The 15,429-nt window shown below is 62.8% G+C and carries 11 protein-coding genes; 10 read left to right on the forward strand and 1 reads right to left on the reverse strand.

The genetic code is table 11. The annotated features are described in order from the left end of the window. Nucleotides 1-426: 426 nt before the first annotated feature. Complete coding sequence (locus C8J33_RS02235; protein ID WP_110799199.1) at nt 427-1,731, reverse strand: MFS transporter; 1,305 nt, start codon at nt 1,729-1,731, stop codon at nt 427-429. A gap of 459 nt (nt 1,732-2,190) precedes the next feature. Between C8J33_RS02235 and C8J33_RS02240 the strand changes: the two genes are divergently transcribed. From C8J33_RS02240 to panB, 10 genes are all read left to right on the forward strand, one after another. Further along, the gene (locus tag C8J33_RS02240; protein ID WP_110728570.1) at nt 2,191-3,117 is read left to right on the forward strand and encodes a D-alanine--D-alanine ligase; all 927 of its coding nucleotides are present in this window, start codon (nt 2,191-2,193) and stop codon (nt 3,115-3,117) included. Nucleotides 3,118-3,164: 47 nt separating this feature from the next. Beyond that, a complete protein-coding gene (locus tag C8J33_RS02245; RefSeq protein ID WP_165906766.1) occupies nt 3,165-4,040 on the forward strand; it encodes a cell division protein FtsQ/DivIB in 876 nt (291 codons plus the stop codon). Next, the gene (ftsA, locus tag C8J33_RS02250; protein WP_110728194.1) at nt 4,037-5,368 is read left to right on the forward strand and encodes a cell division protein FtsA; all 1,332 of its coding nucleotides are present in this window, start codon (nt 4,037-4,039) and stop codon (nt 5,366-5,368) included. The genes C8J33_RS02245 and ftsA overlap by 4 nt, the downstream gene beginning before the upstream one ends. Nucleotides 5,369-5,455: 87 nt before the next feature. After that, the gene (gene ftsZ, locus C8J33_RS02255) at nt 5,456-7,228 is read left to right on the forward strand and encodes a cell division protein FtsZ (protein ID WP_132662960.1); all 1,773 of its coding nucleotides are present in this window, start codon (nt 5,456-5,458) and stop codon (nt 7,226-7,228) included. Between the two features lie 319 nt (nt 7,229-7,547). Further along, entirely contained in the window at nt 7,548-8,495 is a 948-nt protein-coding gene (lpxC, locus tag C8J33_RS02260; protein WP_110728569.1) for a UDP-3-O-acyl-N-acetylglucosamine deacetylase, read from the forward strand. A 207-nt stretch (nt 8,496-8,702) separates the two neighbouring features. Then, a complete protein-coding gene (locus tag C8J33_RS02265; protein WP_245419915.1) occupies nt 8,703-9,536 on the forward strand; it encodes an outer membrane protein assembly factor BamD in 834 nt (277 codons plus the stop codon). Between the two features lie 21 nt (nt 9,537-9,557). Then, nucleotides 9,558-11,231, forward strand: a complete 1,674-nt coding sequence (gene recN / locus C8J33_RS02270) for a DNA repair protein RecN (protein ID WP_132662961.1) — start codon at nt 9,558-9,560, stop codon at nt 11,229-11,231. Between the two features lie 132 nt (nt 11,232-11,363). After that, nucleotides 11,364-13,514: an NAD-dependent DNA ligase LigA gene (gene ligA, locus C8J33_RS02275; RefSeq protein ID WP_132662963.1), complete on the forward strand. Its 2,151-nt coding sequence runs from the start codon at nt 11,364-11,366 to the stop codon at nt 13,512-13,514. Nucleotides 13,515-13,629: 115 nt separating this feature from the next. After that, entirely contained in the window at nt 13,630-14,505 is an 876-nt protein-coding gene (gene panC, locus C8J33_RS02280; RefSeq protein WP_132662965.1) for a pantoate--beta-alanine ligase, read from the forward strand. Then, the gene (gene panB / locus C8J33_RS02285; RefSeq protein ID WP_110799194.1) at nt 14,502-15,332 is read left to right on the forward strand and encodes a 3-methyl-2-oxobutanoate hydroxymethyltransferase; all 831 of its coding nucleotides are present in this window, start codon (nt 14,502-14,504) and stop codon (nt 15,330-15,332) included. The genes panC and panB overlap by 4 nt, the downstream gene beginning before the upstream one ends. Nucleotides 15,333-15,429: the final 97 nt, after the last annotated feature.

Consider the following 15,429-nt stretch of genomic DNA (forward strand, 5'->3'; position numbering starts at 1 on the left):
GCCTCTCGTTCACAATGAGCGGGTGAAGCTCGCTGCCAATTCGATCGGCCGCCTCGCGACGGCGTCCATTGCGGCTGGGTTCATAACGCCGGTTGTGTCGCTTGCGAACGGGCAAGTGCTGTTCGGTCTGTCAGCGCCGCTTGCTATTTCGACGATCACTTGGCTTTTGACAGCGCTCGCATTACATTGGGCAGCAAGACATATGCTCGGGAAACTTAAGCCGTGACATTCGGGACCATCTTTTACCTCTATCTTCTGCCCGTTTTGCTGGCAGCTTCTGTGTGGGGTGCGATCTGGATTTCCGAGTGGAGATCCGGGCGTCGTGACAGGCTGCATCCCGGGGAGTGACCTTCCGCCCTATCATATAAAAAGGCCGCGATGTCAGTGACATCGCGGCCTTTTTGTTTGTTCTGATTCCGCTTGAACTTAAACTTCGTTTTTGCCCGAGAGCAAAATGCAGATGAGTGTGATGACGGTTGCGAACAGGAGGTAGTAGCCAACGGCGGTCATGCCGTAGGTCGCTTGCAGGTAGGTGGCGATGTAGGGCGCCAGCGAGGCGCCGAAGATGCCGGCGAAGTTGAAGGTGATCGAGGAGCCCGTGTAGCGCACATTGGTCGGGAAGGGCGCGGCCAGTGCCGTTCCGATCAGGCCATAGGTGATGCCCATCAGCGCCATGCCGATGACGACGAACAGGACGACGCTCGCTTCACCGCTGGTCAGAAGACCCGGCAGGAAGAAGGAGAAGATGCCGATCAGCACGGTGACGCCGATCAGGATCTCGCGGCGGCCGAAACGTTCGGCAAGCTTGCCGGCGATCGGGATGAAGATGCCGAAGAGAACGGCGCCGAGCAGCTGGATTTCCAGGGCATCGACGAAGGGCAGCTTCAGGACCTTGATGTTGTAGGACAGGAGATAGGCCGAGCCGATGTAGAACAGCACGAAGGTGGCGAGCGCCACGAAGGTGCCGAGAACCAGGCTGCGCTTGTGGTTGCGGAAGAGTTCAACGACCGGAACCTGAACGCGCTCTTGTTGGTCGATGGTCTTCTGGAACGCCGGCGTCTCGGTGATGGAGAGGCGGACCCAGAGACCGACCGCGATCAGCAGGATCGAGGCGATGAACGGCACGCGCCAGCCCCAGCTGAGCAGCGCTTCCTGCGACATCACATGCAGCAGCAGCCAGAAGACGCCGGAGGAGAGGAAGAGGCCGACGGGCGCGCCGAGCTGCGGGAACATGCCGTACCAGCTCTTCTTGCCTTCGGGCGCATTTTCCGTCGCCAGCAGAACGGCGCCGCCCCACTCGCCGCCGAGGCCGAAGCCCTGACCGAACCGGCACAGTGCCAGAAGCAGTGGTGCGAGAACGCCGATCGATTCGTAGGAGGGGAGAAGGCCGATGATGACGGTGGAGATGCCCATCGTCAGGAGGGCTGCGACCAGCGTGGTCTTGCGGCCGACGCGGTCTCCATAATGGCCAAAGACGACGGCGCCGAGCGGGCGAGCGAAAAAGGCGATGGAGAAGGTGGCAAACGATGCCAGCAGCGCCGTCGTCGGATCGGTGTTCGGGAAGAACAGCGTCGGGAACACCAGGACGGCAGCCGTTGCGTAGACGTAGAAGTCGAAGAATTCGATGGTGGTGCCGACGAGGCTCGCCAGGAGCACGCGAGCCGGGGAATTGGTAGCGCGTGCGTCCAAGACATCTGCCTTCGACGATACCGGAGATATCGCGTTGCTCATGATCTTGTCCGTGTTGAGGATCCGCCACCCTCATAGGCAGCTGACGGCTTCTTACGGCAAGTTAATGTCGGAAGAAACCCTTTTTGCGCAAGAATATGACGCGATTTCCGGCTGTTTCGCATCAGATGAGACGATGTCGCATAGCCTCGTCATAAGTCGCCTTACCGCTGCCTTGTCTTTGGGCGAAAGCATGGTGGGGGACGGACTCCTCGACCGGAAAGCGTCTCGGAACCCGCTTCAGCCATGCAGGATCCGCACCCGTGCCATTTTGAACACAGAGGCCATTTGCTGTGCCGAAAGTCCCTGCCTGATACGCCGCTCACCGCTCCGGGTTAACGAAAGTAAACGGTTCGTTAACCTTAATGACGCTTTAGTGAGCGCAGGCAGGCAAGCTTTGAGTCGGGATTCGGCCCGGTCGCTTCGCTGCCGCATGATGGATCAGAAAGGTCGGGGGTTTTCATGAGTGGCAAACACGTCGCAGTGCTGATGGGGGGCTTCTCGTCGGAGCGGCCGGTCAGCCTGTCTTCGGGCGCCGCCTGTGCCGATGCCCTGGAAGCCTTCGGCTATCGCGTCACCCGCATTGATGTCGAGCGGGATATTGCGACGGTTCTCGGCGCTCTGCGCCCGGATGTGGCGTTCAACGCGTTGCACGGCCCCTTCGGCGAAGACGGCACGATCCAGGGCATTCTGGAATATCTCGAAATCCCCTACACGCATTCCGGCGTGCTGGCCTCGTCGCTCTCCATGGACAAGGGACAGGCAAAGATCGTCGCAAAGGCCGCAGGCATTCCCGTCGCCGAAGCGAAGGTCATGGACCGGCACGATTTCGGCCAGGATCATCCGATCCCGACGCCCTATGTCGTCAAGCCGGTGCGCGAAGGGTCGAGCTTCGGCGTCGTCATCGTCCAGAAGGACCAGTCGCACCCGCCGCAGATCATCACATCCAGCGAATGGCGCTATGGCGATCTCGTCATGGTCGAGCGGTACATTCCCGGGCGGGAGTTCACCTGCGGCGTCATGGGCGGCGAAGCTCTTGGCGTGACCGAGATCATTCCGCAAGGCCATGCCTTCTACGACTTCGATGCGAAATATGCAGCCGGTGGATCGAAGCATGTCATTCCAGCGGAAATTTTACCGAATATTTACCAAAACATTCAAAGACTGGCCGTTGCGGCACATCATGCGATGGGGTGCCGTGGTGTCAGCCGCTCCGACTTCCGTCTCGACGAAAGTGCATCTGGAGAGGGTGAACTGATCTGGCTCGAAATCAACACGCAGCCGGGCATGACCCCGACATCGCTGGTTCCTGAAATGGCGGTTCATGCCGGCCATTCCTTTGGTGAGTTCCTCAGCTGGATCGTGGAGGATGCGTCGTGTTTGCGTTGAGAGGTCGTTTCCAGGAGCGCGTCCGTGCGCCGCAGGAATTCCGGGACATGGATGGCCATGTGGTCCTGCCGCGTCCGCTGCGCCGCGTCGTCCGCTTCTTCGTTGCGCTCGGCACGGGCCGGATCCATTTCGCTCCTTATACCGGGACTGTCTCTGCGCTGGCCCTGTTCGCCGCAACGGGCCTCTACGGCATGGCGATCGGCGGGCACACGCCTGAAGTCGCAAAGGCAACCACGTCGGCTGCCGGCTTTGCCATCGAGGACGTGAAGATTGCCGGCAACGATCAGACGTCGGAAATCGACATTCTCCAGGAGATCGGTCTCGATGGTGCGACGTCGCTTGTCGCGCTCGACATCGATGCCGCCCGCTTGGCGATCGCCAAGATGCCCTGGGTGGAAGAGGTGACGGTCCGCAAGGTCTATCCCGGCACCATCGAGGTCAACCTCAAGGAGCGCAAGGCCTTCGGGATCTGGCAGCACGGGTCCGACCTGTCGCTCATCGAAAAGAGCGGCAGCGTGATCGCGCCGCTGCGCGACAACAAGTTCGCCGAATTGCCGCTGTTCGTCGGCCGCGATGCGGAAACGGCTGCGGCCGACTTCTATGCCCGCTTTGCCGACTGGCCGGAAATCGCCGGCCGCGTGAAGGCTTATGTCCGCGTCGCCGGTCGTCGTTGGGATCTGATTCTCGACAACGGCGTCATGGTGAAGCTTCCCGAGCAGGATCTCGACCGCGCCATGCAGGTGCTGTCCACAATGGAAGAGGGCCAGCAACTGCTGGAACGCGACATCGCCGCCGTCGATCTTCGTCTCGAAGACCGCACCACGATACAACTGACCCCCGGCGCCGCAGAGCGCCGACAGGTCGCCCTTGAAGCCCGTACCAAACAGCTCAAGAAACTCGAGAGCCAAGAGGACCGCATATGAGCCTGTTCGGTTCGTCGCATTTCGGCCTGCCGCGTCTGAAGCCCCTGTCGGCGAAGCGATCCCACATCGTTTCCGTTCTCGACATCGGTTCGACGAAGGTCGTCTGCATGATCGGCCGCCTGACACCGCGCGCCGAAAGCCAGATTCTGCCCGGTCGTACGCATGCGATCGAGGTCATCGGTCTCGGCCATCACAAGTCGCACGGCATGAAGAACGGCGTCATCGCCGATCTGGATGCTGCCGAAAGCGTCGTACGGCTTGCCGTCGATGCCGCCGAGCGCATGGCCGGGCTGACCATCGACAGCCTGATCGTCAACGTCTCCGCCGGCCGCCTGCAGAGCGACATCTATACGGCCTCCGTCGATCTCGGCGGCCAGGAAGTGGACGGGGCCGACCTGAAGCGGGTTCTCGCCGCGGCCGGTCAGCGCTCGCAGCGTCAGGACCGGGTGATTCTCCATTCTCTGCCGACGGGCTTCTCGCTCGACGGCGAACGCGGCATCCGCGATCCGCTCGCGATGTTCGGCGATACCCTCGGCGTCGACATGCATGTGCTGACGGCCGAGCGTGCGGCGCTGAAGAATCTCGAGCTGTGCATCAACCGGGCGCACCTCTCGGTCGAGGGCATCGTGGCGACGCCTTATGCCAGCGGCCTGTCCGCACTGGTGGACGACGAGGTCGAACTCGGCTGCGCCTGCATCGACATGGGTGGTGGGACGACGACGATCTCGGTGTTCGCAGAAGGCAAGCTCGTGCATGCCGATGCTGTCAGCCTTGGCGGCCATCACGTGACGACGGACCTTGCACGCGGTCTCTCGACCCGAATCGAGGATGCCGAGCGGCTGAAGGTCGTGCATGGCTCGGCCATGCCGAACGATGCCGACGAGCGCGAGATGGTCACAGTTCCCCCGATCGGTGAGGACGACCGCGATCAGCCGACTCACGTGCCGCGCGCCCTCGTTTCGCGAATCGTCCGCGCCCGCGTCGAAGAGACGCTCGAACTCATTCGCGACCGCATCCAGCGTTCCGGCTTCTCGCCGATCGTCGGCAAGCGCGTCGTTCTGACCGGCGGCGGAAGCCAGCTGACGGGCCTGCCGGAAGCGGCGCGCCGTATTCTCGCCCGCAACGTGCGGATTGGTCGTCCCCTCGGTGTTTCCGGCCTTCCGCCGGCCGCCAAGGGCCCGGCCTTCTCCACGGCTGTCGGCCTGATGATCTATCCGCAGGTCGCCGAAATGGAGACGCATGCCGCCCAGGGCGGGATGCTGTCTGCGCTCGGCGGCGGCGACAGCCGCTTTGCTCGAATGGGGCAGTGGCTGAAAGAGAGTTTCTAGGTTCGCGTAAGGTAGAACCGCCATAAGGGTAAATTGAGATCTGGCCGGCTCGGCAAGGCGACCAGAAACCAGGAAGGAACGGGTAAAATGACCATCAACTTGCAGAAGCCGGATATCACCGAGCTCAAGCCCCGCATCACTGTCATCGGTGTCGGCGGCGGCGGCGGCAACGCCGTCAACAACATGATCACCGCAGGTCTCCAGGGCGTCGACTTCGTCGTTGCCAATACGGACGCCCAGGCGCTGACCATGACCAAGGCTGAACGAATCATCCAGATGGGTGTGGCCGTTACCGAAGGTCTCGGCGCGGGTTCGCAGCCGGAAGTCGGTCGTGCGGCCGCTGAAGAGTGCATCGATGAGATCATCGATCACCTCTCCGGCACGCATATGTGCTTCGTCACCGCCGGCATGGGCGGCGGCACGGGTACGGGTGCTGCTCCGGTCGTCGCACAGGCGGCCCGCAACAAGGGCATCCTGACCGTCGGCGTCGTCACCAAGCCGTTCCACTTCGAAGGCCAGCGCCGCATGCGGCTTGCCGACCAGGGCATCGCCGAACTGCAGAAGTCGGTCGATACGCTGATCGTCATCCCCAACCAGAACCTCTTCCGCATCGCCAACGACAAGACGACGTTCGCCGATGCCTTCGCAATGGCCGACCAGGTCCTGTATTCGGGCGTTGCCTGCATCACCGACCTGATGGTCAAGGAAGGCCTCATCAACCTCGACTTCGCCGACGTTCGTTCGGTGATGCGCGAGATGGGCCGTGCGATGATGGGCACCGGCGAAGCCTCGGGCGATGGCCGCGCCATGGCTGCTGCGGAAGCCGCGATCGCCAACCCGCTCCTCGATGAAACGTCGATGAAGGGCGCACAGGGCCTCCTGATCTCGATCACAGGTGGTCGCGATATGACCCTGTTCGAAGTCGATGAAGCCGCGACACGTATCCGCGAGGAAGTCGATCCGGACGCCAACATCATTCTCGGCGCGACGTTCGACGAAGAGCTCGAAGGCATGATTCGTGTCTCCGTCGTTGCAACCGGAATCGATCGTACGGCCGCGGAGGTGGCCGATCGGACTTCCAGCTTTCGCCCGGTAGCATCCAAGCCACGTCCGGCAGCACCTGCCGCTGCGCCCGCCATGCAGGCCCAGCCGGCACCCGTCATGCAGCAGGCGGCGCCCCAGCCGCAGGCACCGCAGGCCGACCATATCGCCGAAGCCATCCGCCAGGCCGAAATCGAACGCGAGCTCCTGATCCAGGCGCGCGCTGCCGAAAAGGCTCAGGACGACTTCCGTCCGCAGAGCAAGCTGTTTGCCGGTGCACCGGAAACCGCACCCGCCATGCGGGCTCCGGCTCCCATGCAGCAGGCTCCGGTCGAAATGCCGGTCTACCAGCAGCAGCCGATGCAGGCCGCTCCGATGCATGCCCAGCATGCTCCGGCGCAGCACATGCAGCATGAGCCGATGGTTCAGCGTCACGAGCCCGCTCCGATGATGCGCCAGCCGGAACCCGTGCGCATGCCGAAGGTCGAAGACTTTCCGCCGATGGTGAAGGCCGAAGCCGAACACCGGTCCCAGCCGGCCGCCGCGCATCACGAAGAGCGCGGTCCGATGGGCCTTCTCAAGCGAATCACCAATTCGCTCGGCCGCCGCGAAGAGGAAGATCATTCCGTCGCGTCGGACATGACCTCGGGAGCGCCGAGCGCTGCATCGCAGCAGCGCCGTCCGCTGTCCCCCGAGGCGAGCGTCTACGCACCGCGTCGCGGTGCGCTCGACGAACGCGGCCGCGTGAACCCGCAGCCGCGTGCGCAGGACGACGATCAGCTCGAAATTCCGGCGTTCCTTCGCCGTCAGTCGAACTGATTTTCCACCCGCCTTCTACCTTGCCGGAACGCCTGGGCCCCAAGCCCAGGCTTTTCCGTTTTTTCTAAGCTTTGCAGTGACATAGAGGGTGAGGAAGAAGCGTTACAAAGCGAAAGAAACAGTGATTTGGAATGGCTGCTCGCGGGCCTTATCTTCGGGCTTGAAAGTTTGCGGATATCAAGGCTCCCGATCGTGTCGAAGGCTGGGGGCGGCAAGTTGGACTTGCCGTCGAGAGGTTGACCTGGGGCTCAAAGACGTATCTTGCAGACACGGAATAAGGCGGTTCGCCGCCAGAATTGTGAAAGTGAAGAGCATGGGACTGGGAATTGGACTTCTGGGGTTTCAGACGACGATCGCCGATGACGTAACCCTGACCGGCACGGGCGTACATTCGGGCGCCGACGTTTCGATCACCTTCCATCCGGCTGAAGCCAATACCGGTATCGTCTTCCAGCGTCTCGACGGCGAGCGGGTTCTCGGCGAATACCTTGCCGTGTCCTCCAATGTCGGCAATACGGATCTCTGCACCATTCTCGGCACGTCGCCGGCCACATGGATCGCCACGATCGAGCATGTCATGGCGGCAATCTACGCCGTCGGCATCGACAATCTGCTGGTCGAGGTTCACGGCGCGGAAATGCCGATCATGGACGGCAGCTCGGCGCCCTTTATCGAGGCCATCGAACAGACGGGCATCAAGGCGCTTGCCGTGAAGCGCCGCTACATCCGCATCCTAAAGCCGGTGCGCATCGAACACGGCGCCTCCTGGTCGGAGTTCGTGCCTTATGAAGGCGGTATGCGCTTCGAGGTCGAGATCGATTTCGATACGCCGCTGATCGGCCGCCAGTCATGGCAGGGCGACATGACGGCGGCGACCTTCAAGAACGAGCTGTCGCGGGCCCGCACCTTCGGTTTCATGCGCGATGTCGAGCGGATGTGGGCGGCCGGTCGCGGCCTCGGCTCCTCGCTTGAAAACTCGGTCGTCATTGCGGATGATCATACGGTCATCAACGTCGAGGGCCTGCGCTACGCCAAGGACGAGTTCGTCCGTCACAAGACGCTGGACGCCGTCGGCGACCTCGCTCTGGCCGGCCTGCCGTTCATCGGCTGCTACCGGTCCTATCGCGGCGGTCACAAGATGAATGCCAATGCCTTGCAGGCTCTGTTCAGCGATCCCACAGCCTACGAGATCGTGGAAACGGCGATGCCGCGCACGCGCGTTGCGCGCGAGAAGCAGGTCGCAGGCGCGTCCGAGCTTTCCGCCTGACGCACAATATACATAAAAATTGCCTTAAAGCCGGTCATATGACCGGCTTTTTCATGGACGCAATGCCACAAAATTGCGTTAATCGGTCACCATGACGTTGCGGACTTGTTCTAGTATGATCTAGAACCGCATGGTCGGCGGCGGGGCAGCTGCCACTCGAGTTGGGATGTTCTGATGGTTTTTGCAGACGGCTTCGAATGGAAGACGATGGCGCGTGTGGCGATGGTCACGCTTGTAGCGGCGACAACCAGCGTCGTCGTGACCGCCTGCCAGAACGACCCCGACATCGACATCACCAAGCTGACGGCCGAGACCGATCCGCCTGAGGTCCTCTACAATCAGGGCCTTGCCAACCTGAATGCCGGCAAGACGACGGAAGCCGCGCGCAAGTTCGATGCCATCGACAAGCAGCAGCCGTTCTCCGAATATGCCCGCAAGGCGCTGGTGATGAAGGCTTTCGTCAACTACCGGCAGGGCCAGACACAGGACGCGATCAACGCGGCCACGCGCTATCTCAACCTCTATCCCGAATCGGAAGATGCGGCTTACGCCCAGTACATTCTGGGTCTTGCATATTCCAAGCAGATCCCGACGGTGACGCAGGACCAGAAGCCGGCCTTCAAGACCATCGAGGCCATGCAGGTCGTGGTCGATAAATATCCGAAATCCGAATATGTCGAGGATGCGCAGGCGAAGATTCGCTTTGCGAAGGACCAGCTGGCCGGCAAGGAAATGCAGGTCGGGCGCTACTATCTGGAACGTAAGGAATATCTTGCGGCCGTCACGCGTTTCCGCACCGTGGTCGAGCAGTATTCCGGCACGAACCAGGTCGAGGAAGCGCTGGCCCGTCTCGTCGAGAGCTACTTCGCCATGGGCATCACCAGCGAAGCGCAGACGGCTGCCGCCGTTCTCGGTCACAACTATCCTGACAGCCAGTGGTATGCCGACAGCTACAAGCTGCTGCAATCCAATGGGCTCGAGCCGCGCGAGAATGGCGGATCCTGGATTTCCCGGGCCGGCAAGAAGATCCTCGGCGTCTGATCCGAAAGAACAGAAGACCGGATGCTTTCACAGCTCTCGATCCGCGATATCGTCCTGATCGAACGGCTTGACCTGTCCTTCGATGCCGGCCTGTCCGTGCTGACCGGCGAAACCGGGGCAGGCAAGTCGATCCTGCTCGACAGCCTGTCGCTGGCGCTCGGTGGGCGTGGCGATGGTTCTCTCGTGCGCCATGGCGGGACCAAGGGGCAGGTGACGGCGGTCTTCGATGTCGCGCTGGATCATCCCGCCCGCGTGCTGGTGCGCGAAAACGGCATTGATGACGATGGCGACCTGATCTTCCGCCGCGTGCAATCCTCCGACGGACGCACCAAGGCTTATGTCAACGACCAGCCGGTGTCCGTGCAGCTTCTGCGCCAGGCGGGGCAGATGCTCGTCGAAATCCACGGACAGCATGACGATCGCGCGCTGGTCGATACCCATGCCCACCGCCTGTTGCTCGATGCCTTCGGCGGACTGACGGCGGAGGCTGAAACGGTCGCCGATCTCTTCCGCATCTGGCGTGATGCCGAGCGTGGCCTGAAGCGTCACCGCGAGAAAGTGGATGCCGCCGCCCGCGAAGCCGACTATCTGCGCGCCGCCGTGGAGGAGCTTGAAGCTTTGGCGCCGCTGGATGGTGAGGAAGACGGGCTTGCCGAACGGCGGGCGACGATGATGAAGTCCGAGCGCATTGCCTCCGATATCAGCGAGGCCAGCGATTTCCTCAACGGCAATGCATCTCCCGTACCGCAGATCGCCTCTCTGGTGCGCCGTCTGGAGCGCAAAAGCCACGAGGCGCCGGGCCTGCTGGAGGAAACGGTCAACCTGCTGGATGCGGCACTGAACCAGTTGTCCGACGCGCAGATGGCGGTGGAGGCAGCGCTTCGGCGCACCGAATACGATCCGAAGGAACTGGAGCGGGTGGAAGAGCGGCTGTTCGCGCTGCGCGCCGCCGCCCGCAAATATTCGGTTCCCGTGACGGAGCTTCCGGCACTTGCCGTCCGCATGATCAACAGCGTGGCCGACCTCGATGCCGGCGAAGAGAAGCTGAAGCAGTTCGAGGCGCAGGTCGCCGTTGCTCGGACGGATTTCGATGCGGCTGCTGCAGCCCTGTCGTCCAAACGGCACAATACGGCAAGCGCGCTTTCCGAGGCCGTGATGGCGGAGCTGCCGGCGCTGAAGCTGGAGCGCGCGCGCTTCATGGTGGAGGTCGCGAGCGACCCGACGCAGCTGACGGCCGAAGGCATCGATGTCGTCGAGTTCCATGTGCAGACCAATCCGGGTACGCGACCGGGGCCGATCATGAAGGTCGCGTCGGGCGGCGAGCTTTCGCGCTTCCTGCTCGCGCTCAAGGTGGCGCTGGCTGATCGCGGCTCCGCACCGACGCTCGTCTTCGACGAGATCGATACCGGTGTGGGTGGCGCCGTTGCCGATGCCATCGGGCAGCGGCTGAAGCGGCTGTCGAAGACGGTGCAGGTACTCTCCGTCACCCATGCGCCGCAGGTTGCCGCCCGGGCTGCAACCCATCTCTTGATTTCCAAGGGGCCATCGGAAAAATCCTCGGAGATGATCGCGACGCGCGTGGCGCGTATGAACGACAAGGACCGCACGGAAGAGATCGCCCGCATGCTGGCCGGCGCCTCGATCACCGAGGAGGCGCGGGCGGCGGCGGCGAAGTTGCTGGCGGGTGGCGGCTGAGGCGGGAACCGCTCTTCCGTGCGTTCGTAAGCGGAACAACCGGGCACGAGATGAGCTTGGGATCACCGGCTTCGTGCTCTTCTCAAAAGGACGATTTTCGCTAAAACACTCCCGACAGCAGGAGTGACCGCCATGACCGATATCAAGCCCGTGGATGCGCTGAGCGAAGCCGATGCCGTGGAAGAGTTGGCGTTTCTGGCCTCCGAGCTTGCCCGTCACGATGCGCTCTATCATGGCAAGGACGACCCTGAGATTTCGGATGCCGACTATGATGCGCTGAAGCGGCGCAATGGCGAGATCGAGGCGCGGTTTTCGGATCTCGTGCGGCCCGACAGCCCCTCCGGCAAGGTCGGCGCCGCCCCCTCTGGCCTTTTCCAGCAGGTCACGCACGCCCGTCCCATGCTGTCGCTCGACAACGTGTTTTCCGACGAGGACGTCAGCGATTTCATCGCCAGCGTCTACCGCTTCCTCGGCCGTCTGCCGGATGATTCCATCGCGTTTACGGCAGAGCCGAAGATCGACGGCCTGTCCATGTCGCTGCGATACGAGAACCGCAAGCTGGTCACGGCCGCCACGCGGGGCGATGGCACGACGGGGGAGAACGTCACCGCCAATATCCGGACCATTGCGGAGATACCGCAGACGCTGCCCGACGGCGCGCCCGATGTGGTGGAGGTGCGCGGCGAGGTCTATATGGCCAAGAGCGACTTCCTCAAGCTGAACGCGCAGATGGAAGAAGAGGGGCGCCAGACCTACGTCAATCCGCGCAACACGGCCGCCGGTTCGCTGCGCCAGCTCGATCCCACCATCACCGCCACCCGCAAGCTGCGCTTCTTCGCCTATTCCTGGGGGCAAATGTCGGAGATGCCGTCGGATACGCAGTCCGGCATGGTCGAGGCGTTGAAGGGCTGGGGTTTCCCGGTCAATCCGCTGACGCAGCGGCTGACATCGGTTGCCGCCATTCTCGACCATTACCGGCAGATCGGCCTCACGCGGCCGGAGCTCGACTACGATATCGACGGCGTCGTCTACAAGGTCGATGACCTCGTGCTTCAGGGTCGGCTGGGCTTCCGCTCGCGTTCCCCGCGCTGGGCGACGGCGCATAAGTTTCCGGCCGAACAGGCCTTTACGATCCTCACCGCCATCGACATCCAGGTCGGGCGAACCGGGGCGCTGACCCCCGTCGCGCGTCTCGTACCGGTCACCGTCGGCGGGGTCGTCGTGACCAATGCGACGCTGCACAATGAGGACTACATCAAGGGTATCGGCAATGCCGGGCAGCCACTGCGCGAAGGGCGCGATATCCGCATCGGCGATACCGTCATCGTCCAGCGAGCCGGCGACGTCATTCCGCAGATCGTCGATATCGTCGAGGAGAAGCGTGAAGCAGACAGCGCGCCTTACGTTTTTCCGAAGACATGCCCGGTTTGCGGCAGCCACGCGGTGCGGGAGGTCAACGAGAAGACCGGCAAGGTCGATTCGGTCACGCGCTGCACGGGCGGCTTTGTTTGCCGGGCGCAGGCGGTGGAGCATCTGAAGCATTTCGTTTCGCGCAACGCTTTCGATATCGAAGGCTTCGGAGCAAAGCAGATCGACTTCTTCTTCGCTTCCGAAGACCAGACCCTGTCGATCCGCACCGCGCCCGACATCTTCACGCTGGAAGAGCGCCAGCAGGGCTCGCTTTCCAAGCTCGAAAACATCGACGGCTTCGGCAAGGTCAGCGTTCGCAAGCTCTACGAGGCGATCAACGAACGGCGTCAGGTGGCACTCCCCCGTTTCATCTACGCGCTTGGTATCCGCCATGTCGGGGAGACCACGGCGAAGCTGCTGGCGCGATCCTATGGAAGCTACGGCGAATTCGACAAGGCGATGCGGGCGGCGGGCGAGCCGGGGGCGGAGGCCTGGGACGACCTGAACCGGATCGACGGGATCGGCGACGTCGTCGCGCGCGCCATCGTGGAGTTCTACAAGGAAGACCGTAATGTCGCAGTGGTGGACCGGCTGCTCGAACAGGTAACGCCGCTCGATGCGGAGGCACCATCAGGCGAGGGCAGCCCGGTTGCGGGCAAGACGGTGGTCTTCACCGGCTCTCTCGAAAAATTCACGCGCGACGAGGCCAAGGCGCGGGCAGAAAGCTTGGGGGCCAAGGTTTCCGGCTCCGTTTCCAAGAAGACGGATATCCTCGTTGCAGGCCCGGGTGCGGGCTCGAAGCTCGACAAGGCGCGGGAACTCGGCGTCCAGACGATGGACGAGGACGAGTGGCTGGCATTGATCGGCGGCTGATTCCGTCGATCGCTGTCCGTGTATGAGCGGTTTATTTTGCACCTGCTTCGTCTTTGAATTGTCTTTTTGCACCGCACACGATACCGGATGCCGCATAACGGAGGGGAGATCCGGGATGGAGACAGTTTCGACAATCGTGAGCCTGCGCCAGTTGCTGGGTGAACATCGGCGGGCAGGGCGCTCCGTTGGCCTTGTGCCCACCATGGGCTATCTTCACGATGGGCATATGGAACTCGTGCGTCGGGCCCGTGCGAGCAACGACGTCGTCGTCGCCAGCATTTTCGTCAATCCGCTGCAGTTCGGCGCCGGCGAGGATCTTTCGCGCTACCCGCGCGATCTCGCGCGCGACCAGGCGATGCTGCTGGAGGGTGGCGTCGATATCCTGTTTGCGCCCGGCGTTTCCGATATGTATCCGCGGGCGATGGAAACGGTGGTCGATGTGCCCGCGCTCGGGGCCGAGCTTGAGGGCGCGGTGCGTCCCGGCCATTTTGCGGGTGTGGCAACCGTGGTGACGAAGCTCTTCAATCTCGTGCAGCCGGATCGCGCCTATTTCGGCGAGAAGGATTTCCAGCAGGTACAGATCATCCGCCGCATGCTGGAGGATCTCGCCCAGCCGGTCGAGGTGATGGCGGTGCCGACCGTGCGCGAGGCTGACGGGCTCGCCTTCTCCTCGCGCAATGTCTACCTGTCACCAGCCGAGCGCCGCGCGGCCGTGATCGTGCCGCAGGCACTGGAAGAAGCGGCCCGGCTGCTGGGCTCCGGTATCGCGTCTGCGAGCGAACTGGAGCAGGTGATTGCCGACTTCATCCGCCGCGAACCGCTCGCCGTGCCCGAGGTCGTTGCCGTTCGCGATCCGGAGACGCTGGCGCCCATCGATACGGTTCAGGGTCGCGCCGTTCTGGTTCTTCTCTTCGTCCGGTTCGGCGCCACGCGGCTCCTCGACAATCGCGTCTATCTCCCGTCCTCTTCTTCCGAAAGCCGCCCGTCATGAGCGTTCAGCCCGGTTCCCCCTCCCGTCGTCGTCTGACGCCCTCCGCCATTCAGGCGCTGAAGGGCGAGCGGCCGATCGTCAGCCTCACGGCCTATACGACGCCGATTGCCCGGCTGCTCGATCCGCACGTGGATTTCCTGCTGGTCGGCGATTCGCTCGGCATGGTGCTTTACGGCATGGAGTCGACGCTCGGTGTCACGCTGGAGATGATGATTGCGCACGGTCAGGCCGTCATGCGCGGAACGTCTGCTGCGTGCGTCGTCGTGGACATGCCGTTCGGTTCCTATCAGGAAAGCCGCGAACAGGCGTTTCGCAATGCTGCCCGCATCCTCAAGGAGACGGGGTGCAGCGCGATCAAGCTCGAAGGCGGGGCGGAGATGGCCGAGACGGTGGATTTTCTGTCGAGCCGCGGAATTCCCGTCCTCGGACATGTCGGGCTCATGCCGCAGCTGGTGAATACGACGGGCGGGTATCGCTCGCTGGGGCGAACCGAACGCGAGGCGGCGAAGATCCGCCGGGATGCCAAGGCCATCGACGATGCCGGCGCCTTTGCCATCGTGGTCGAGGGAACCGTCGAGCCGCTCGCGCGCGAGATCACCGGCTCCCTGAAGGCGCCGACGATCGGCATCGGCGCATCTCCGGCCTGCGATGGCCAGATCCTCGTGTCGGATGACATGCTCGGTCTTTTCAACGACTTCAAGCCGCGTTTCGTCAAGCATTTCGCCAATCTCGCGCCGCAGATTTCGGCGGCGGCCGAAGCCTATGCGGCCGAGGTGAAGGCGCGCAGCTTCCCGGGGCCGGAGCATACGTTCACGGTGAAGAGCTGAGGGACGCGCGTCCACCTTTCCATGCATGACGCGGCTTGATCGGGCCATCAGCGGAATTCATTTGCTGCCGATGCTGTCCGTGGCTAAAGCCGGGGCC

This window comes from Rhizobium sp. PP-CC-3G-465 (assembly GCF_004343445.1).
Classification (GTDB): Bacteria; Pseudomonadota; Alphaproteobacteria; order Rhizobiales; family Rhizobiaceae; genus Ferranicluibacter; species Ferranicluibacter rubi.